Source organism: Carboxylicivirga fragile (genome assembly GCF_050589805.1).
GTDB lineage: Bacteria > Bacteroidota > Bacteroidia > Bacteroidales > Marinilabiliaceae > Carboxylicivirga > Carboxylicivirga fragile.
Genome location: NZ_JBNGOY010000014.1, coordinates 74,084 through 93,701, shown reverse-complemented (window position 1 = coordinate 93,701; position 19,618 = coordinate 74,084). Strand labels below are relative to the sequence as shown.

At 37.4% G+C, this 19,618-nt stretch carries 21 protein-coding genes and 1 tRNA gene; 9 read left to right on the top strand and 13 right to left on the bottom strand.

The window, feature by feature from the left end; all coding sequences use genetic code 11:
• Positions 1-20 precede the first annotated feature (20 nt).
• From ACRD7B_RS08225 to buk, 3 genes are read right to left on the bottom strand one after another with little or no spacing between them, the layout of a single operon-like run.
• A complete protein-coding gene (locus ACRD7B_RS08225) occupies positions 21-320 on the bottom strand; it encodes a 4Fe-4S binding protein (protein WP_430824026.1) in 300 nt (99 codons plus the stop codon).
• A complete protein-coding gene (locus ACRD7B_RS08220; RefSeq protein WP_430824025.1) occupies positions 320-865 on the bottom strand; it encodes a 2-oxoacid:acceptor oxidoreductase family protein in 546 nt (181 codons plus the stop codon). The genes ACRD7B_RS08225 and ACRD7B_RS08220 overlap by 1 nt, the downstream gene beginning before the upstream one ends.
• 39 nt (positions 866-904) lie before the next feature.
• Positions 905-1,975: a butyrate kinase gene (gene buk / locus ACRD7B_RS08215; RefSeq protein WP_430824024.1), complete on the bottom strand. Its 1,071-nt coding sequence runs from the start codon at positions 1,973-1,975 to the stop codon at positions 905-907.
• A 169-nt stretch (positions 1,976-2,144) separates the two neighbouring features.
• On the opposite strand from buk, the gene ACRD7B_RS08210 reads away from it, so the two are divergent.
• Entirely contained in the window at positions 2,145-2,603 is a 459-nt protein-coding gene (locus tag ACRD7B_RS08210; protein ID WP_430824023.1) for an Lrp/AsnC family transcriptional regulator, read from the top strand.
• 40 nt (positions 2,604-2,643) lie between these two features.
• Here ACRD7B_RS08210 and ACRD7B_RS08205 read toward each other — a convergent pair whose 3' ends face one another.
• Positions 2,644-2,811 (bottom strand): hypothetical protein, encoded by a 168-nt coding sequence (locus ACRD7B_RS08205; RefSeq protein WP_430824022.1) that lies wholly within the window; start codon positions 2,809-2,811, stop codon positions 2,644-2,646.
• Positions 2,812-2,908: 97 nt separating this feature from the next.
• On the opposite strand from ACRD7B_RS08205, the gene ACRD7B_RS08200 reads away from it, so the two are divergent.
• Positions 2,909-3,679 carry an SDR family oxidoreductase gene (locus ACRD7B_RS08200; RefSeq protein WP_430824021.1) on the top strand — a complete coding sequence of 257 codons (771 nt, stop codon included), beginning with the start codon at positions 2,909-2,911 and terminating at the stop codon, positions 3,677-3,679.
• 146 nt (positions 3,680-3,825) lie between these two features.
• Positions 3,826-4,134: a hypothetical protein gene (locus ACRD7B_RS08195; protein WP_430824020.1), complete on the top strand. Its 309-nt coding sequence runs from the start codon at positions 3,826-3,828 to the stop codon at positions 4,132-4,134.
• A 427-nt stretch (positions 4,135-4,561) separates the two neighbouring features.
• Here ACRD7B_RS08195 and ACRD7B_RS08190 read toward each other — a convergent pair whose 3' ends face one another.
• The 7 genes from ACRD7B_RS08190 to ACRD7B_RS08160 form a co-directional block, all read right to left on the bottom strand.
• On the bottom strand, positions 4,562-5,266 hold the full coding sequence (locus ACRD7B_RS08190; protein WP_430824019.1) for an SDR family NAD(P)-dependent oxidoreductase: 705 nt from the start codon (positions 5,264-5,266) through the stop codon (positions 4,562-4,564).
• Positions 5,267-5,290: 24 nt separating this feature from the next.
• A complete protein-coding gene (locus ACRD7B_RS08185) occupies positions 5,291-7,009 on the bottom strand; it encodes an aromatic amino acid hydroxylase (protein WP_430824018.1) in 1,719 nt (572 codons plus the stop codon).
• Positions 7,010-7,020: 11 nt separating this feature from the next.
• Entirely contained in the window at positions 7,021-7,443 is a 423-nt protein-coding gene (locus tag ACRD7B_RS08180) for a 6-pyruvoyl trahydropterin synthase family protein (protein WP_430824017.1), read from the bottom strand.
• Between the two features lie 377 nt (positions 7,444-7,820).
• On the bottom strand, positions 7,821-8,975 hold the full coding sequence (locus tag ACRD7B_RS08175) for a WD40 repeat domain-containing protein (protein ID WP_430824016.1): 1,155 nt from the start codon (positions 8,973-8,975) through the stop codon (positions 7,821-7,823).
• A gap of 41 nt (positions 8,976-9,016) precedes the next feature.
• Entirely contained in the window at positions 9,017-9,703 is a 687-nt protein-coding gene (locus tag ACRD7B_RS08170) for a pseudouridine synthase (protein WP_430824015.1), read from the bottom strand.
• A gap of 256 nt (positions 9,704-9,959) precedes the next feature.
• Positions 9,960-10,487 carry a hypothetical protein gene (locus ACRD7B_RS08165; protein WP_430824014.1) on the bottom strand — a complete coding sequence of 176 codons (528 nt, stop codon included), beginning with the start codon at positions 10,485-10,487 and terminating at the stop codon, positions 9,960-9,962.
• 350 nt (positions 10,488-10,837) lie between these two features.
• A tRNA-Pro gene (locus ACRD7B_RS08160) sits at positions 10,838-10,912 on the bottom strand.
• Between the two features lie 165 nt (positions 10,913-11,077).
• Between ACRD7B_RS08160 and ACRD7B_RS08155 the strand changes: the two genes are divergently transcribed.
• The 6 genes from ACRD7B_RS08155 to trxB all read left to right on the top strand — a co-directional run bounded on the left by ACRD7B_RS08155 (position 11,078) and on the right by trxB (position 17,708).
• Positions 11,078-11,665: an RNA polymerase sigma-70 factor gene (locus ACRD7B_RS08155; protein ID WP_430824013.1), complete on the top strand. Its 588-nt coding sequence runs from the start codon at positions 11,078-11,080 to the stop codon at positions 11,663-11,665.
• Between the two features lie 86 nt (positions 11,666-11,751).
• Entirely contained in the window at positions 11,752-11,928 is a 177-nt protein-coding gene (locus ACRD7B_RS08150; RefSeq protein ID WP_430824012.1) for a hypothetical protein, read from the top strand.
• Between the two features lie 4 nt (positions 11,929-11,932).
• On the top strand, positions 11,933-12,916 hold the full coding sequence (locus tag ACRD7B_RS08145) for a FecR family protein (protein WP_430824011.1): 984 nt from the start codon (positions 11,933-11,935) through the stop codon (positions 12,914-12,916).
• A 66-nt stretch (positions 12,917-12,982) separates the two neighbouring features.
• Positions 12,983-15,601 (top strand): TonB-dependent receptor, encoded by a 2,619-nt coding sequence (locus tag ACRD7B_RS08140; RefSeq protein WP_430824010.1) that lies wholly within the window; start codon positions 12,983-12,985, stop codon positions 15,599-15,601.
• An 11-nt stretch (positions 15,602-15,612) separates the two neighbouring features.
• The gene (locus ACRD7B_RS08135) at positions 15,613-16,551 is read left to right on the top strand and encodes a DUF4249 domain-containing protein (RefSeq protein WP_430824009.1); all 939 of its coding nucleotides are present in this window, start codon (positions 15,613-15,615) and stop codon (positions 16,549-16,551) included.
• A gap of 155 nt (positions 16,552-16,706) precedes the next feature.
• Positions 16,707-17,708, top strand: a complete 1,002-nt coding sequence (gene trxB, locus ACRD7B_RS08130) for a thioredoxin-disulfide reductase (protein ID WP_430824008.1) — start codon at positions 16,707-16,709, stop codon at positions 17,706-17,708.
• 161 nt (positions 17,709-17,869) lie between these two features.
• On the opposite strand, the gene murQ is transcribed toward trxB, so the two are convergent.
• Complete coding sequence (gene murQ, locus ACRD7B_RS08125) at positions 17,870-18,694, bottom strand: N-acetylmuramic acid 6-phosphate etherase (RefSeq protein ID WP_430824007.1); 825 nt, start codon at positions 18,692-18,694, stop codon at positions 17,870-17,872.
• A 10-nt stretch (positions 18,695-18,704) separates the two neighbouring features.
• Positions 18,705-19,538 carry an ATPase gene (locus ACRD7B_RS08120; protein ID WP_430824006.1) on the bottom strand — a complete coding sequence of 278 codons (834 nt, stop codon included), beginning with the start codon at positions 19,536-19,538 and terminating at the stop codon, positions 18,705-18,707.
• Positions 19,539-19,618: the final 80 nt, after the last annotated feature.

Here is a 19,618-nt window from a genome sequence, read left to right as displayed (position 1 = left end):
ATTGAATTCACTAGATTAGTTTACAATTCTTCTTTTATCATTGTTATGGCATCTTTCGGGCATTCAAATGCACATACACCACATCCCTTGCAATAATCCATATCAATGTTTATTTTCCCGTTATCCTTAAATATGGTGCCGTCCGGACAAAGCATATAGCAACGTAGACAAAATACACAGGCTTCATGATCTACAAGTGGTCGTACGGTTCGCCAACCGGCATTTGTTTCAGGTAAGAATCCTGCCGTATATTGTGGCCCTGTTGGGTAATCATCAATGTGCTTTGGGGTTTTAAATTCTTGTTTCTTTGGTTGATTCATCACATCTGGTTTTTTACCGTTTCGTAAGCAAGTTTTACTATTCTCATGTTCTTTTCTGCAATGGCAGGTTTCATTTCTGTTTTAATGCTTTCGAGTGCGGCATCGAGGCTAACTAAATCTGATGCAGCGGCTAAAGCTCCATACATTGCCGTATTGGTAATATGACGACCTAGAATCTCCATAGCTATTTTTGAAGCATCAATGCTCATAATAGTGTAGCTTGGCAATAAGGCTCTATAGCGTTCGGGTTGTGTGGTATTAATTACGATTGTAGCGCCAGTTTTAATGCCTTTTGAAAACCCGGAATCGATTAGCGTTTCGTCCATTACTACCACATAGTCACTTTCTTCAACTTCGCTACGGTCGTTGAGTTTTGTATCATCAATCTTAGTGAAGGCCAAAACAGGAGCACCTCGTCGTTCTGGACCAAAAGAAGGAAATGCCAGTGCGTGCTTATTGCCATGTACACTTGCCGCAATGCCTAATAGTCGGGAGGCTGTAAATCCGCCTTGACCGCCTCTTCCATGCCATCTAATTTCTTTCATTTTATTCGGTTTTAAATGTGTTGTTGATCAGGATTACAATTAATATGTTTGTGCAATTTCAACTTTATCAATCACTCTGAATGCACCTTCTGCTAGTGCTTCCATTTCATTCTCGCCGGGGTAAACATGGAATTCGGTCAGGCAACCAACATAGCTCTTCAGATCAGTGATGAATTTTTCGTTAAAGGCAATTCCACCTGTTGCAATTATCGCCTGCGCCTGACCTTTTGTTGCGGCAAAATAGGCACCTATTTCTTTAGATATTTGATAAACAAAAGCGTTGTAAATCAAGGTGGCATTTTCGTGACCAGATTCGACAAGTTGGATGACATCACGTAAATCTTCTTTCCCTAAATAACCTTTAAGTCCACTGTTTTTAGATAAAAGATTAGCAACTTCATCGTAAGTCATTTCTGTGCATAGTTTCATGATACCTCTTAACGGAATGGCGCCTGCTCGATTAGGAGAGAAAGGTCCCATGCCTAGTAAAGCATCGTTTATATCCACTATTTTACCACCTTGAATATGTGCAATTGATATTCCACCACCTAAATGGGCAACGACATAGTTGGTCTTTTCAAACGGAATATTTTGCATTAGGGCAACCTTTCGAGCCGTCATTTTCATATTTAAGGGATGTCCTCTTCCATTGCGCTTTATCCCTGGTACGCCAGATATTTCAGCTATTGGGGATATGTTTGAGGAAGAAACAGGATCGACGGTGTAGCTGTCTTTTAATCCGAACTCATCTTTTAATCGATCGGCCAAAAGGCTTCCTAAATTTGAAGCATGATCGCCGTATGTGCCATTGGCAGCATCGTATAAGAATTCGGAGTTAATCTTATATGTGCCCCCAGAAAGTGGTTTGACTATTCCGCCACGGCCTACTACACCAACAACTTTATAGGTGTTGTTTTCGAAAAATGAATTTACGGTGTCGCGAATTATTTCAAATCGGTATTCTAGTTGATCACCAATTCGTTCGAACTGGTCTAAATCTGATTGGTAGTGCCCAATTGTTTTGGAACCCAACTTTGTCTTGCGATTATAAATAGCAATTTTGGTTGATGTTGATCCGGGATTAATAACAATTACGATTTCGTTATTCATGATGAATGTTTGTTGTTGATATAATTTTCTACAAATATATTTTAAGGCGAAATATAAATCTGTAAGATTACATTAAAACAGAAAACATTACTGGGTTAAAACTATGAGAATAGTATGCTATTCTATAATTTGCATTTGTTAATTGTTCTAATAGATAAATTTTCTTGTTATGAAAAATTTAGATCAGACCGACCGCAAATTATTAAGACTTCTTCAGCAAGATTGCAGGATAACAATTAAGGAATTGTCAAAGAAACTTTATTTAAGTAATACGCCAGTTTATGAGCGTATTAAGAAGTTGGAAAAGCGCGGTATTATTAAAGGTTATGTCGCCTTATTAGAACCGGAGGTATTAGATAGGAGTATGGTGGTTTTTATTTCATTATCTATGGAAAACCACTCGCGTGATGCAGTTGAAAAATTTAAGAATGAGGTGATGGTTCTTACTGAAGTGATGGAGTTTTATTATACATCGGGTAATTATGATGCCTTGATAAAATTGATGGTAAAGGATATGAATGCATATAGCATATTCGTGCAAGAGAAATTGTCTAAAATTGATATCGTAAGCCGCTTTAACAGTACTTTTATAATTTCTTCAAGTGTAAAAACTGTCTTTGATATTTAAGATTGTTTGTGCTAGTGAAGGTTAAATCTACTACCTAATCTTAATTAAGTTGCTGGATAAAAAAGTAATGTTTGATTTGTGATTTTTTAACCTTAAATAATGACTTGATGGTATTGTCATCTTCAGCTACTGCAACCGCAATTCTTTTATTTACACCTAGTTTTAGTAGGTGTTGTACCATTCCGTTCAGTGATTTTATTTGTTCCATGTTCTTAAGCATTTATACAGTAATGCAATATATTGTTACTATTTTTATTTATTCGTTTTTGAAGTCAAATTTTTAGCAATAATTATTATCACCTATAATGAGCGTATTAGATTTATTTAGCTTAAAAGGAAAAGTTGCCTTAGTAACAGGTTGCAAAAGAGGTATTGGCATGGCTATGTCAATTGCTTTGGCTGAAGCTGGCGCCGATATTATTGGGGTGAGTGCCTCATTGGAAAAAAGTGGGAGTCAAGTTTCGAAAGCAGTTGAAGCTGTGGGAAGAAAGTTTAGTGCTTACGCCTGTGATTTTAGCGATCGTGATGCTATTTATGAATTTATCAAAGCTGTTAAATGTAAGCACCCTGTTATTGATATCCTTGTTAATAATGCAGGTGCAATTCAGAGAGCTCCAGCAGTTGATCATACCGATGAAATGTGGGATGAGCTTGTTAAGGTCAATCAAGATGCGCCATTTATTCTGACACGAGAAATTGGAAAGGAGATGCTTGAGCGCGGTACAGGAAAGATTATTTTTACGGCTTCTTTATTGACGTTTCAAGGTGGTATTACTGTTCCCGGGTACGCTGCTAGCAAAGGTGCCATTGGTCAATTGACTAAGGCATTTGCAAATGAGTGGGCATCTAGCGGTGTGAATGTAAACGCTATTGCTCCTGGATATATAGAAACTGACAATACTAAGCCTATACGTATGGACTCACTTCGTAATGAGCAAATTTTATCCCGCATTCCGGCAGGACGCTGGGGTAAACCACAGGATTTTGCGGGACCAGTTGTTTTTCTTTGTTCAGATGCATCTGCCTATCTAAATGGAAGCATTGTTATTGTTGATGGCGGCTGGATGGGAAGGTAATACCGATAACAAACCATTGTTAATCTTTGTTTGTACTTTTACCCCATGAAACGAGCCACGTGAATAATTTCACAAAAGTAGTATGGCAATTGGCGAGTTCCATCCCGATAGCAATTGGGTGACCGATAAAAATCAAACTATAGCACATGAATGAAAAGATAGGAGAGTTGGTTGATTTTATAAAAGCACATATACAAGCTTTGGATCATTACGCGGAGTTGGTACTGCTTGAAGGATCTGCGCCAGGTCAGGAGGACGAGTTTGATATATACATATTTACCAGTAATGCGGTAGATTACGGATTAGAACAACAGTACCGTGATGCCTGTGTTAAAGTTGGTTTGTTGGCAAAAGTTGATTTGAAATTACATCTATACTCAAAAGAGGAGTGGCATAAGCAGCATGCCGAAACTCCCCTCTACCAAAGAGTTAATTCTGAAGGTTTAATGTTGTAAATCACATTTGTTCTAAATAAATACTAGCTAATGCTTAAATGCGATGTGGCTTAAGGGCCTCAGCTGATGAGCCAATAAACAAGGTTAGTTTGACGGTTAAAATCGTTTTTGTTTGAGCGAAGCGAGTTTAAACGATTTCAGTCAAACAGCCGTAGTTTAGTGAGTGAAGCAGGTGCAGCCTTGACTTTTTTTGTCCCGAAATAAGTTTTTGTTGTTTTGAAGAATTCGAAACTTACAAAACTATAATCGGGATCGGGTTTGGGCGAAGCGCCAAAGGGAAAGTTCGTAAAGACTGCTCAAGTTGTAAGTGAATTAATCAGCAAAGCCGCATGAGAAAGGGAGATGTGTTTAGGTAGGCGCCTTCATCCAATCACGAATCAAACTACTGCCATCTGCCTATAATCTACCAAACTTTTAATTAATGGTATCATCCCTTTGAACTCACTTCGTGCAAGCGACCATTCATTACCATGTGGCCACTTGTTGCAAATGTGGCTATGTATTGGGCTATGTCTTGAGGTTGTACATCGGCTTGATAACCTGGAAAAGCTTGGGTCAGCATTTCGGTTTGTACAGCGCCGGGATTAATGCAATTCACTTTAATGTTATCATTTTCAAATTCCTTGGACATCACTTCTGTCAAGGTATTTACGGCTCCTTTGCTGGTGCTGTAGGCTGATAAACCCGGGAACTTTTCGGTGCCCTGTACACCACCCATTGATCCAATATTTACAATGTGTGCGCTGCTTTTTTTGTTAAAATATGGAAAGAGTTCTCTTGATAATCGGGCAACAGCAAAAACATTGACTTCAAACATGGCCTGCCAATCTTCATCGCTTAATTCAAGAAATGGTTTGTTAATGAGGTAAGCTGCATTATTAATAAGTACATCAACTGCACTATTAAAAGTTGAGTTAATGTCTGTTATTAGGCGTGAGTAGTCTTTCTGCGCCAAATCAAATGAGATAGTTGATAGTTCTGATGGGCCATCATCTGGTAATTGATCTTTAAGTTTAGCCAAACCATCTTTTGATCGTGCTATGGCAATTATATGATGCTTTCCACTTTCAGCAAGGGCTAATGTTGTAGCATATCCTATTCCCTGGCTAGCGCCTGTTATTACAATATTCATAAGAAGATATTTATATCATTTCTTTTATCTAAACAAGGATAAGCCATTTTTGATTAGATTGTTCAGTTCCTTTTTGTTTGTGCTTAGTTTTAATAAGTCCGAATGAATCTGATCGGAGATATTATTGTTCGTTTCTACGGCTAGTTCATACAACTCCAATAACAATAACCATTCGTCAGGATATTTTGAATTAACCTTTTGTACTAACTCCTCAAGTTTGTGCTCTGAGTTGTTACCTCTAAAATCGCGAAGCTCTTGAAACATCCTGATGTATTTTTGATCACTATAATTGTGACTTACAGTATTGGTTTGCGAAACTGGAATTATTTCTTCAAACTCAGACTTGTCGGCTGCGCCCGAAAATACAGAAACAACCTCATTGCCAATAGCCATATCAAAAATACCCCATTCGGGTAAAAATAATACCTGCTCAGCATATCGAACCGTGCAGTCAGTAAAGCTCATTAATAAATTCTTACCAAAGCTATTTTGTCTGATGTATTGCAGTTTGCCCTCTACCTTTACACCACTTTCGAAGTTTAAGGTGCAGGCTTTCCCAACTTCAATCTGATTGGCTTTTAATTCATCAAGCTTAGCTGTATGTAGATTTAGTGTTGAACTGGCCAATGCACCTATTGGTGTGCCAAAGCCATCTTGATGTGCGCTTTTTCCATGGCCAATTAATACCTTGTTATTTTCGGCTAATAAAGTGGGGCCAGTGGTACTTATATAAATTAGTTGTTTGTCTTCCGATTGAATCATTTTTGAAAAAACACCACTAATTTGAAGTCCGCTATCGAGCTGGCAAGTGGATAAGGCCTTTGAATCAATGGCTGCTTGAACACTTGAACATCCACCCTTACGAAAAGCCATGGTATCGGCAAATTCGTTCAGCACTTGAATGAGGTGCGAAAAGCCTGAGGTCACAAATAAATGAGGTTGCTGCTTGGTGATGTCAAAGTCGTAATTAGCTGTGTCTATGGAGTAATTGATTTTTTCAACGGCTGAAGTAAGGCATGTCGCACTTTCGCCAATGGAGGATAACAGACCAGCTCCATATATTTGTGGTTGATCAAGTGTATCAATTAAGCCATATTCCACGGTCCACCAATGCAAATTACGTAAGCGTGCCATCTCCGAAGTTTTACCCATATTGTTTGAGATGTGTTCAAGTTTTTGTTCCGCCACTTTAATATCTTCGTCCGTAGCATTTGGGTTCTCTTTCAGGATTGAGAGTTTGCGAACCGCTTCGTACAAGTCGTAATCGCGCTTTGACGAAAGTGCCTTACTTCCTATTTCGCCAAATAAACGCAGGTATTCAGCATAGGCAGGATCAACAATAATTGGTGCGTGACCAGCTGCTTCGTGCACTATGTCGGGCGCCGGAGTGTATTCAATATGATCGATATGGCGCATGTCGGCAGCAATCACCAATACTTTGTAGGCCTGAAATTCCATAAATGCGGCAGGGGGAATAAAACCATCAACACAGACGGCTCCCCAACCAATTTTTGAAAGAATGGTGTTCATTTCTTCTACTTTGGGGATGCGTTCGATGCTAATGCCAGTTGCGACTAATCCTTTTAAATAAGATTCGTGCGCCGTGTCTTTCAGGAATTGATAGTTTAGGCGCATGATGTAGCGCCATACCGCATGATCAACAGCCGTATATTTCTCGTAATGCTGATCGACTATAAATTGTTTCAGGTAAGCGGGAAGTCGTTGGATGTTTTCGTTTGGCATGTTTTGTTGGATTAGGATTGCATTTGACCGTAGTATTCGACAAAGTTATTCTCTGTTTCAATCAGCTTTATCTTATGTAATTGGCAGTTTGCTGTTTTTAGCTCAGCTTCTATTTCGTTCCAGATGGCGAAAGCTATATTTTCCGCAGTAGGAATAAGGTCTTTTAGAAAATCAACATCCAGGTTAAGGTTCTTGTGATCTAGTTTATTGATTACCCGCTGGTTTAAAATTTCACTCAATTTTTTGAGATCAAACACGTAACCTGTCGACTTATCTATTTCACCCCTTAGTGTAACTATCAATTCGTAATTATGTCCATGAAAATTAGCATTTGCACACTTGTCGTATATTTCTATGTTTTTCTCATCTGAGAATTCATAGTTCCAGAGTTTGTGTGCTGCGCTAAACCGCTCTCTTCGGCTGATGTACATCATTTTGTTGTGTTATCTACAGTCAAAATCAGACTAGGTTATTTTTCTTGTAATAATATAGCAATTAAAACAGCTAGTTTGTTCGACTTGTAAATAGTAACATTCCTAATCGTTTATAAACAAACAGATGTGGAGCTTATATGACCGATTAATATATTGGTCAATGTGATATCGTAAGTTGTCTGGACTTAGGGCAAAATAATAAAAACTATTGGAACTGCCATAATGAAGAAAGCTCGCTTTAATTAAGACCAGGGGCAAAATTATCGTATTCCTAGAGACAAGAACGGTTCTGAGAAGAAAAGTTTAAAAGGAGCGGCTCTTTGTTTAGGATTTATTAAAGAGAGCCGCTCCCTAAATGCCGTTCCGAAAATGAGAATCTAATCTTCTATGGTTTGCGTTTTCAAGAGGTCTAAATATTTCTTATGATAAGCATCTACTTGCTTTTCCTGAAAAGCTTCTGCCTTTGCTTGTCTGGCTTTGTATTCCGTTTTTGACTCACCTTGTTTTCTTGGTTTAAAAAGTGTATTGCCATATACTTCCTTGGCCATTTCAGAGCCAAAGTAATAATCAACAAAAACCTTTGGAGATAATGACCATAGGGCTATTTTTCCATTTTTGTCGCAGGCGTAAAACTCGTCTCCCTTGGCACTCCATTTCACATCTAGTACAGCTGCTTCGTGGTATTTGTAGCGATGAATATGATCACCAGTAGCAATGGCATATAAATTTATAGTATTGTCGTGGGCTGCGGTAAGTAAGTATTTGCCATTTGGACTAATGTCAATGTCGCTAATGGCTTTGGTGTGTCCGTCGTATATGACTTTACGTTCGCCTGTTTTTATATTCCAAAGATATGCTAGTCCATCATGAGAAGCGGAAACCAGGTATGTGTCATCAACAAAGTAGAGGCAGCAAACTGGTTTTGAGTGAGCGTCGATCGACTGCATATGCTGCAGTGAATCAGCCGACCATATTTTGATTGTGTTGTCTAAAGAGCCACTTGCAATTAATTCTTTGTTGTTACTTAAGGCTATGGATATAACACTTTTTTCGTGTGTGGTAGTTACTGTTTCTGGAGTAGCGAGTTCTGTTTCGTTCCAACATCGAAATCGCTTTTCGTACGATCCGCCTACAAAAAAATCTTCGTTGGCTGACATGTCCCAGTCGGTAATTGAAGTATGACTGCCCTTATATATTTTCTCTGGCTTATCAGCATTGTCAATCCATAACTTAAAGCTTTTGTCGCCCACCGTGTAAAAGCCATTGTGCTTTTTCGAGAAATGCACTTCAATAACAGGTTGATAATGGGCAAGGGTTTCAAATAGCACTTTTTTAGTTGTTAAATCCAATAGAGTAACGGTTTTGTTATCGCCGCCTATAAGCATGGTTTTATTATCCTCACTTACTGCAATACAATTTGTTTCGAAATCACATTCGTAAATCACCTCCTTTAGGTATTCATCTTCTTGAGCGAAAGGTACGATGGCATTAAATAATAAAACGACCAGTGTAGTGAGTAGTTGCTTTTGCATTGGATTGTTTTCTTGTGTGAGCTTTTCAGTTAACGCTATTACTACGTGACTTTTAATTTCAGTGTTTCAATCATTTCTTCAAAAGTTGAAAATAATGGTGCTTTCAACACTAAGTCTTCGCCACTAATGGGGTGCGTAATTTTTAATTGCTTGGCATGAAGCAACATGGTCATCATGTTCCAACGTTCTTTAAAAAGCTTATTTTGCTTGTTGCAACCATGCGGGCGATCACCAATAATGGGATGGCGCAGATGGTTGAGGTGTTTGCGTATTTGGTGCATCCGGCCTGTTTTAGGCTTTGCTTCTATCAGAGAGTATCGCGAGGTGTTGAACTTCCCAAAGGGTATTTCTAACTCGGTATGCTTGAGATTTCTAAAAGAAGTAAATGCTTCCTGGGTTTTGCCACTATCATTGGTAAGTGGGTAATCCACATCAATAGTTTCAGGGAAGTGACCTCGAACGATGGCTAGGTATATTTTCTGGGTAAGCTCGTCTTCCAGGCAGGCTTGTAGTTTGGCTGCAACTTCACTACTTAGTGCAAACAGCAATATACCTGATGTTTTTCTGTCCAGTCGATGAATGGGGAATACCTTACGTTGCAATTGGTCGCGAAGTAATTGTAGTGCAAATTCTTCTGCGTCGGCTGCTATTGGGCTGCGATGCACCAACAAACCATGGGGTTTGTTAATAGCTACAAAATATTCGTCCTGATAGATGATTTCTAACATTCAATCTTAAATTTATTGTTAGTTTACAAAGTTAGAAAAGGTACTGAATAACTAGTTGTAAAGCTGAGTAGAGGATTAATATTAACAATTTGTCTAAATTATAAATTGTCCAATTTCCGGCGAAGGCTACACTGTGTGTTTTGTATAACTATCATACTATTTTAATTTTTCATATTTGCCTGTTATTTAGGTATAAAGGTTTGAACTTAACAGCAAATAGGTGCGCTGATATTCGATACTAGAACAGAAGGAGGTATTATTTCCATTCTGCTTCAATCATATCAAAGACATTAGCATCACGACTAAAGTATAATGTAGACCAAACCAATTCGGTATCATTTATTTCCATAATAATTTTGTGGTAGCCACTAAACATAGATACGTCAATTATTTCATTGAAAGCACTATTAGCTAAAATGTTTAGCTCGCTCATTCCGGTCGTGTCAATTGAGTTATTCGAATAGTAGTTGGTAAAATCAGTATTCGTGAATTGTTTAGATATTTGCCCCTTTATCAGCCAAACTCCTGTTATGTTTGCAGAGCTATGTATGAGCAAATAATCCGAAGTTGGATTCGGGTAAAATGCTGTAGAGATGTCTAGTTCTGGTATTCTGGTTTTATCACATGGATTTCCATAATGAATCATTGTTTGACCTGTTTCATCAAGGATTCTAATTCCAGTTACAAGTTCTTGGCTATTTAGGTTTAGGTTATGCTCAGTGGTGTCGTCTTTTGAACAAGCAATTAGGATGATGGTTAGCATTATAAGATTGAAGATTCTCATGTGTTTAGTTTAGGTTGTAATAATTGAGCTTAAATAGTCTAAAATAGTGCTTCTATTTTTAAGGAATTGCTAATGTAATTATTTATTAGCGTTTGCTTGTCGGTTTATCGATATGATTTATTGCAAAGTTTTGATAAATTTATTTATAACAGAGTGATGTGCTTTCAACCTGCTCAAGCAATAGTAGATGAAGTAATTAATAAACCATTCTTGTTTTTACTATTCCAGTGATACGATGTACATCTTTTGGAGAAAAAACAAGGTCTTGTTGTTCTTATCATTAAGAATACTTTTTGAATAGAAGAAAAGTGCTGATAGTTATGAAAAATAGGTATTCTTTAAACTATTCGTCGGGATGACAGGATTTGAACCTGCGACCCCTGGTCCCCCAGACCAGTGCGCTAACCGAGCTGCGCCACATCCCGTTATTTATTCTGAAAACAAATATAATTAAAATGTCAATTATTAATAAGCCGCACTCAATTAGAATGACGATTAAAGTTAAAATTTACAAAAGCCAAGCGAATTTAATGTAAAGTTAATAGTAATTTATATTTTTACTGAGCAATCAACCTTATTAAGCATCCTTAATGCAGAAAGTACAAGATGATAGTTGGATCATAGAAGGAATCAAAGCAGGTGATGAATCTGCCTATGAACAACTCTTTTTAAAGTTTTATGCCCAGCTGGTTGTATTTGCTCGTAAAGTGGTTATTGATGATGATTTGTCTCGTGAATTGGTGCAGGATGTTTTTGTGTCATTCTATGAAAAAAGAAAAGAAATAAAAATTCATACTTCCCTAAAAGCTCACCTCTATCAGTCTGTTCGTAATAGGTGCTTAAATCAATTAAAACATAGTCAAATACGACGCGACCACCATGCGAGCATGTATCTTGATAAGAAGAATGAAGAAGCTTATGTTGAAGATAAGTTACAGCAAACCGAACTTGAATATAAAATTCATAGCATAGTAAAGACTTTACCAGAACAGTGTAGAAGGATATTTGAAAAAAGTAGGTTCGAAGGAATAACTAATCAGGAAATAGCGGATGAACTTGATCTATCGAAGCGAACTGTGGAAACACAAATAAGTAAAGCGCTAAAAATTCTGCGCAAGAATTTGGCTGGATACTTGGATGTAATAGCTTGGTTAATAATTGTTTTAAAGTATTGGTGAAAAAATATTGAAATTAAGTACGTGTGATGATAAGTTAGGTTGTCTTATTATCGAAACATTGGAATATTAAACCTAATCTAATTATAATGGAATTTATTTTTCAAGTATTAGCGGAGTTTTTATCTCCTGTAGATGAGGAGAATGGAAAAATAAAAGCGGAAGAAAGTGTTAAGGAGCAAGTAAAAGAAGAAGTGCTTGTTGATAAGACAGAAAAGGTAGAAACAGAAGATACCAATTTATTTGGTATGGTGGAGTTTCATTAAGCGTATGGATAGAGACTGGAACGATATTGATGAATTGATAGTCAGAAGATTTTCTTCTGTATTAGAGCCGAATGAACAAGAATGTTTGGAGGCTTGGATACAAGAGTCGACTGAAAATGCAAAGTATTTTGAGGACATGCAAAAGATTTGGCAGGGTTCTGAAGATATTGCTGCATTTGATGCTATTGATGTAGAACTTGATTACAAGAAGTTCGCCAATAAAGTAGGTTTCCAGAAACATAGTATAAATACAGTATCACAAAGTTTATTGTCACTTCGTAAGATAGCTGCCATCATGATCCCATTTATGGCCATCTCCGTAGCGATAGTTCTATATCAAACAACACCTGGATTTGGTAAGTGGGTGGCTTTTTCATCATCTACTGAGATGATTGAAAATGAACTGCCAGATAACTCTACTGTTGCAATTAATGCAAATAGTAAGTTAGTTTTTCAAAAAAGTTTTAAGGGACAGGAGCGCTTATTGAAACTTAAGGGTGAAGCTTATTTTAAAGTCGCAAAAAACCCTTCAAAACCTTTCGTTGTAAATGTTGGAGATGCTCAGGTTAAAGTTCTAGGAACAGAGTTTAACCTTGAAGAAAATGAAAAGACTGGTGATGTTTTATTATTAGTTACCGAGGGCAAAGTTTTATTTTCAACAACGAATAATGAGCTTGAATTAGTTAAAGGAGAATCTGCAATTTGTATTGATGGTGTTATTTCTAGAAAAAACAATATTTCTTCCAATATAATGGCTTGGAGAACTGGAGAAATTAATTTTACAAAAGCACCATTAGCAGAAGTAATGGAAACCATTCTTGATTATTTCCCTGAAGTTGAAGCTATCGAGAATAATACAAACATTTCTGAAACTACTATGACTTCGAAGTTTGAAAGTCCATCTTTGGAAGATGTAATGGTTGAATTACGTATTCACTTCGATAAAAAGTTTAGCTTGGATGGTAACAAATTGATCATCTCTGATTAAATTCGGGGACGATTTAGATGTTACATGTTCCGAAGTTCGAAAACTACTTTTAAGAATATATTTTTTTTGTTGCTCATTTTTTTGATTCCTAGTCAAATAAGTGGGCAAAGTGTTTTGTATAAGACGGTAAGTTTTAAACAAAAGACGGCTTCGACTGCCTATTTCCTTTCGCAGATAGAAAAACAAGGTGAGGTGGTTTTTAGCTATAGCAATAAATTGTGCTTTAGCGAAAGCATCACCCTAAGTAAAAACTCTGGTTCGATTCGCGAAATACTTAATGAATTGTTTATTTCGTGTCCTTCAAATTTTATCGTTAAGGGACCTAAGATTATTATAGAGCCCTATTCTGCTGAAGCAGGTAAGTTTATAATTCGTGGTTTTATTCGTGACTCTGAATCCAAGGAATCATTGATTCAAGCTAATATTTATGAACCTGATCAGCTCCTTGGTACCGTAAGCAATAATTTTGGGTTTTATAGCCTAACGCTTCCCGCAGGTTTGATAAGGCTACAGTGTTCATATGTTGGTTTTAAAGATGAACATTTACTTCTTAATTTACGGGGTGATACAACCATCAATTTTTACCTTAAGACAGAGTCAGAGCTGGGGCAAATTGATGTGGTGGGTTCACGCGTGCCTGGACGATTGCAAAGTACACGAACAGGAACCATCGATGTGCCTATAGAGCAAATTAAGAATGTACCTGTTTTTTTAGGCGAAGTAGATATCGTCAAAAGCATACAGCTGTTGCCAGGCATTCAAAGTGGTGGTGAGGGCCTGAGTGAAATGTATGTTAGAGGCGGGGGGCCGGATCAGAATTTGGTTCTAATGGATGATGTTCCAGTGTATAATGTTGGCCATTTACTAGGGTTCTTTTCCATCTTCAATGCTGATGCAATTAATCATGTTTCAGTTATCAAAGGAGGTTTTCCTGCTCGATACGGCGGGCGTTTGTCATCTGTTGTCGATATCCGATTAAATGATGGCAATATGACCGAACATAAAGGTGTGGCAAGTGTTGGCCTGCTGTCAAGTCGCTTATCTGTTGAAGGCCCTTTGGTAAAAGATAAATCGTCCTATTCGGTTTCTTTTCGTCGTACCTATTTCGATTTGTTTACTGGATTATTACAATACAGCGCTGTAGAGAAGAGCCGTTATTATTTCTACGATTTTAATGCAAAGTTCAATTATAAACTGTCGAAGCGCGATCGATTGTTTTTTAGTGCATACGCTGGTAAAGATCAATATGGCTTGCAGTACAATGAACAAAAGGTATCTGTTACACCTCCGGATGAGAGTAGTGAAACTCAATTTGTAACAACGCATGATAACAGTGATGTGGGCTGGAAGAATTACGTTGCTTCTACGCGTTGGAATCACATATATGGTGATAGGATGTTTTCAAACCTGACACTAACCTATAGCGATTACCGCTTTTTCATCCAACAAAGATTGAATTATCAAACGGATGGAAATTGGAGCATTGGGACACAGAACTATTACAGTGGAATTCGCGATTTCAGTGTGAAAGCTGATTTTGATTATTTTCCATCACCAAAGCATTACTTACGTTTTGGAGCCAACTTAACCATGCATACCTTTTATCCCGGGGTAGACTTATTAGTGCAAGAGATTTCTGGTGGAACTCCCATCGATACAGCTTTTGGAGGTAAGGATGTGTTTAGGCCTGAATTACGAACATACATTGAGGATGATTTTAAATTGTCTGATAAATTAAAGCTGAATATTGGGGCACACTTTTCATTATTTCGAACCGAAAATCAGTATTATTGGTCGGCCGAACCACGTTTGTCCGGATTGTATCTCATAAACGATAATTTCTCAATAAAAGCCGCCTATAGTCATATGACACAATATATGCACCTGTTGAGAACGGCATCAGTCGCCATGCCAACCGATCTGTGGTTGCCTGTTTCTGATAATATTAAGCCCATGCGGGCATCGCAAGGCGCCCTTGGCTTAGAATATGAGTTTAATCGTGGATTTAGTCTTGCTATTGAGGGATATTATAAACGCTTTCATGATATTTTAGCTTATAAAGAAGCGGCTGGTTACTTTGATTTTGCATCTGATTGGGAAGATAAGTTAACCAGTGGAGAAGGTTTGTCTAGAGGTGTGGAAATTCTATTGCATAAAAAAACTGGAAAATTATCAGGATGGATTGGTTACACGTATTCTAAAACGACTAATCAATTTGAGGGATTAAATGGAGGAAGGGAATTTGCTGCGGATTTTGATCGAACTCATGATTTATCCATTTTTGGTAATTATAAATTTTCAAAGAAGGTAGATATGGGTTTAACTTGGACTTTTGGAACTGGAAGCCCAATCACTTTGCCCGAAACAAAGTATTATGCGCCCGATTTACCAACTGGTCAGGCACCTGTTAACTCGGGTTTTAATCAGTTTATTAGTGAGCGAAATGGATATCGAATGCCCAATTTTCATCGTTTAGATGTTGGTTTTAATTTTAATAAAGTGAAATCCTATGGAAGTAGAACTTGGAGTCTGGGTGTAATGAATTTATATGGGCGACAGAATCCTTTCTTTTTGTACTTTGCAGATTCAGAAAATGAACAGACTGGAGAATTACAGCGTTCGTTAAAACAGTTTAGTTTGTTTCCGTTTCCAATACCCTATTTGCGTTTAACTGTTAGATTTTAAATTGATTTAAAATGCGAGCATATTTTGGCATATTCGTTATCTTTTTTTTATTGCTTGCTTCGGCTTGTGAGAAGGATATTGAAATTGAGCTTAATTCACAGGAAGATCAGATGGTGATGTATGCTTTTATCTATCCTGATAGTGCTTTGAATCTCCATTTTAGTAAAAGTCAGAGCATATTGGCCTTGCCAGATTATAAGCAAATCGAGAATGGCCGATTCCGAATTTCCATTAATGATAATAATCAAGGTACTTATATCCTGCCATCCGATACGGTTTGGAGTACTTGGAAAGAATTCATTTTTAAACCGGGAGATAAAGTTCGGATTGAAGCTTACGAGCGTGATGGAGATACCGTTAAAGTTGAATCATTTTTGCCTGAAATCATTGATGTAGAATCAATGGATACAACTCGAATTAATACGCCAATAGATGATGGTGGGAGTGAGGCATTTCTTAAGACGCGCCTATCCTTTACCGATCCGGCTGATGAGAATAATTATTACCAATTATATGTGGTTCGGGAAGGATGGGGAGTTAAGGGAGGTGATCTTTATTATACCTATGCTGTTGTTGAATTTATGAAAGATGACCCAATTTTCCTACAGCGCGATCAAGGAGGAAGTTTGTTACAAGGACTCGATTTTCAGGGATTATTCACCGATCAGTTAATAAATGGCCATTCCTATGAACTAACTTATAATTTACCTGTTGATTATATGTTTTTCGATTATTACGAGGACAAAATAAAAATAACAACTTATCTCTATCACCACACAAACGATTATTATTCTTATTTTAGAACCAAGATATTATCGGCCGGATATGAGGGTTTTTATGAAGGCTTACCAATTTTTGATCCGGTGCGTGTTCATAATAATGTGCAGGGTGGTTTAGGGCTAGTGTCTGGATTGACTTTTGATTCCGATTCGATTGTTCTCCATAAATGACGTTTCTATTTAATTGGTAAATTGTCAGTTGCTAAGTTGATTTGTCAGTTTTGTCACGAAAAGAATCATGTTTTTAATGACGGCATATATTTTGATAGGAATAGCCAAAATTCGTAAGTTTGCAACTTATTTATAAATATTAATATATAGATATTATGGCTCTATTTGGGAAAATGGAGAATTTAAATACTCCAAATAAAGAAAACAAAGATATGAGTGAAGTAGAAAAAGTTAAAGTTCTTATTGTAGGTTCTGGACCTGCAGGGTATACCGCAGCAATTTACGCAGCACGAGCTAATCTGAGCCCGGTAATGTACGAAGGAATGCAACCAGGTGGACAGTTAACAACAACAACAGAGGTTGAAAACTTTCCGGGTTATTCTGATGGTGTTACTGGTCCTGAAATGATGGAAGATGTTAAGAAGCAGGCAGTACGCTTTGGAACAGATGTTCGTTTCGGTATGGCTACTGCGGTTGATTTGTCACAACGTCCTTTTAAGGTGACCATTGATGGTACGAAAGAGATGGAAGCAGAAGCTTTGATTATTGCTACTGGAGCTACAGCAAAATATTTGGGATTAGAAGATGAAACCAAATATGCAGGATCGGGTGTTTCGGCTTGTGCAACTTGTGATGGTTTCTTTTACCGAGGTAAAGATGTTGCCGTTGTAGGTGGTGGCGATACCGCACTTGAAGAGGCCTTGTACCTTGCTGGTTTATGTAAAAAGGTATACTTGATTGTACGACGCGATGTATTCCGTGCTTCGAAAGTAATGCAAGCAAGGGCTGAAAAGGCTGAGAATATTGAGATTCTGTGGAAGCATCAAACCAAAGGATTATTTGGTGATGGTGTTGTTGAAGGTGCTACCTTGGTGAAAAACCAGGGAACTCCTGAAGAGGAAGAAGTGAAAATCGCCATTGATGGTTTCTTCTTAGGAATTGGTCACAAGCCAAACTCTGACATTTTTGCAGATTACATCGATACTAATGAAGTGGGTTATATCAAAACCATTCCTGGTACAGCGAAAACCAATGTTGAAGGTGTATTTGCTTGTGGCGATGTTCAGGATGATCAATACCGTCAAGCTGTAACAGCAGCTGGATCGGGTTGTATGGCAGCCATCGATGCTGAACGTTTCTTAGCAGAACAAGAGTAAATCAAAATATTTTCTTAGAAATGGAGGATGTCCAAAAAGTAAGCTCGTTCATCGAGCGTAGTCGAGATGAAATTTTATTAATGCTGATTATCAACTAATAATCACTTCGACTTCGCTCAGTGAACGGATGCTTTCAGAGTTTTTGGACACCCTTTTTTGTATTATTGATTTATATAATAATCTACTGCTTTTTTTACTGAACCATGTTCTAGCAATAATGCATTAGCAGCTTCGTAGGAAATCCCAATTTCTTCCATAATCATACGCGTACCTCTATCCACTAATTTATTGTTGGTTAATTGCATATTTACCATTTTATTTCCCTTAACCCGGCCCAGCTTTATCATGATAGTTGTGGTTATCATGTTGAGTATCATTTTTTGAGCAGTTCCAGATTTTAGACGCGTACTTCCGGTAACAAATTCAGGACCAACAATGGCTTCAATGGGAATTTCACATGCCTGGGCTATTTTACTGTTAGGGTTGCACGTGATACATCCGGTTAATAAACCATTTTTACGGGCATGCTTCAAACCACCTATCACATATGGTGTGGTTCCCGAAGCGGCAATACCTATCACTGTGTCTTTTGTGCCAACATCATATTTTTGTAATTCTTGCCAAGCTTTATTCGGATCATCTTCAGCTGCTTCAACAGCCTTGCGTAAAGCAATATCTCCACCAGCTATTAAGCCAATTACCATGTCGGCTGATACACCAAAGGTGGGAGGAAGCTCCGAAGCATCTAAAACGCCAAGACGGCCACTTGTTCCGGCACCCAAATAGAACACACGACCACCTTCCTTCATTCTAACTACAATCTGTTCTACTAACTTTTGTATTTGTGGTAAAGTCTGTTTTACGGCAAGATGAACTTTTGCATCTTCTTGATTAATGCCTTTAATGAGCTCTTCGACACTCATCTTTTCCAGGTTTTCGAAATTAGATGATGCTTCAGTTATGTTTGTTTTTTTATTGTCCGGCATAATTCCTTGTTTAGCTGTGAAACTTTATTAATCCTTGCATCGGTGACTGAATTATAGTACCTGTAGTTAACTTAAACTCATCAAGTACAGTTAGTAGTTGGTTCTTAAAATAAAAAGCAATGCTACCAATAAAATGTATTGGCAATTGTTTGCACTTACTATATTGTAAGATATTTCGCCTTATGAAATTTCGAAAGTTGTTTAACACCAAGGTTTCCAGTTCAGGGCTATTAATATTTTCTAATATGAATTTAGAAAATTGAGCTAAATATCGATTTGGGAAAGGTTCTTTATAGATGGCATTTACTATTTCGGAAGGATTGATATTGTAATACTGGTAAAAAGCGTCGACTATCTTCGATGGTAACTGATTCTTTAATAAATCAGCAATAAACAGTTTCCCCAATACGGCTCCGCTGCCTTCATCGCCTAATATATACCCCAAGGGTGAAATGTTTTCTGTAATATCTTTACCATTGTAAAAGCAAGAATTTGAACCAGTACCCAGTATGCAAGCAATTCCCTGTTTATTTTGGCATAAGGCTCTGGCACTTCCCAATAAATCGCTCTCTACAGTAATATTATTTATTTGGAAGAATTCTTTTAAGGCAGATTCAACAATGGCGTTTTTTTCTTTGTTTGCACATCCAGCTCCGTAAAAATGGATTTCATTAGGTCTTGAAAAAGCATTGTCAAATTGAGATTCTAAGCTTTTTAAAATCTCTGATGAAGTTTGGTAAAATGGGTTTATGCCTTTGGTTGAAGTCTTATATATAACTTGGTTTGAGTCGTTGATAAGTATCCAATCTGTTTTTGTTGATCCGCTGTCTGCAATAAGTTTCATTGTCAATGATTTAAAGTGTTGTGTTGGATTTAACTCAAATACAAATGTATTAGAAATAAAATTGTGCTAAAATGTTTTTA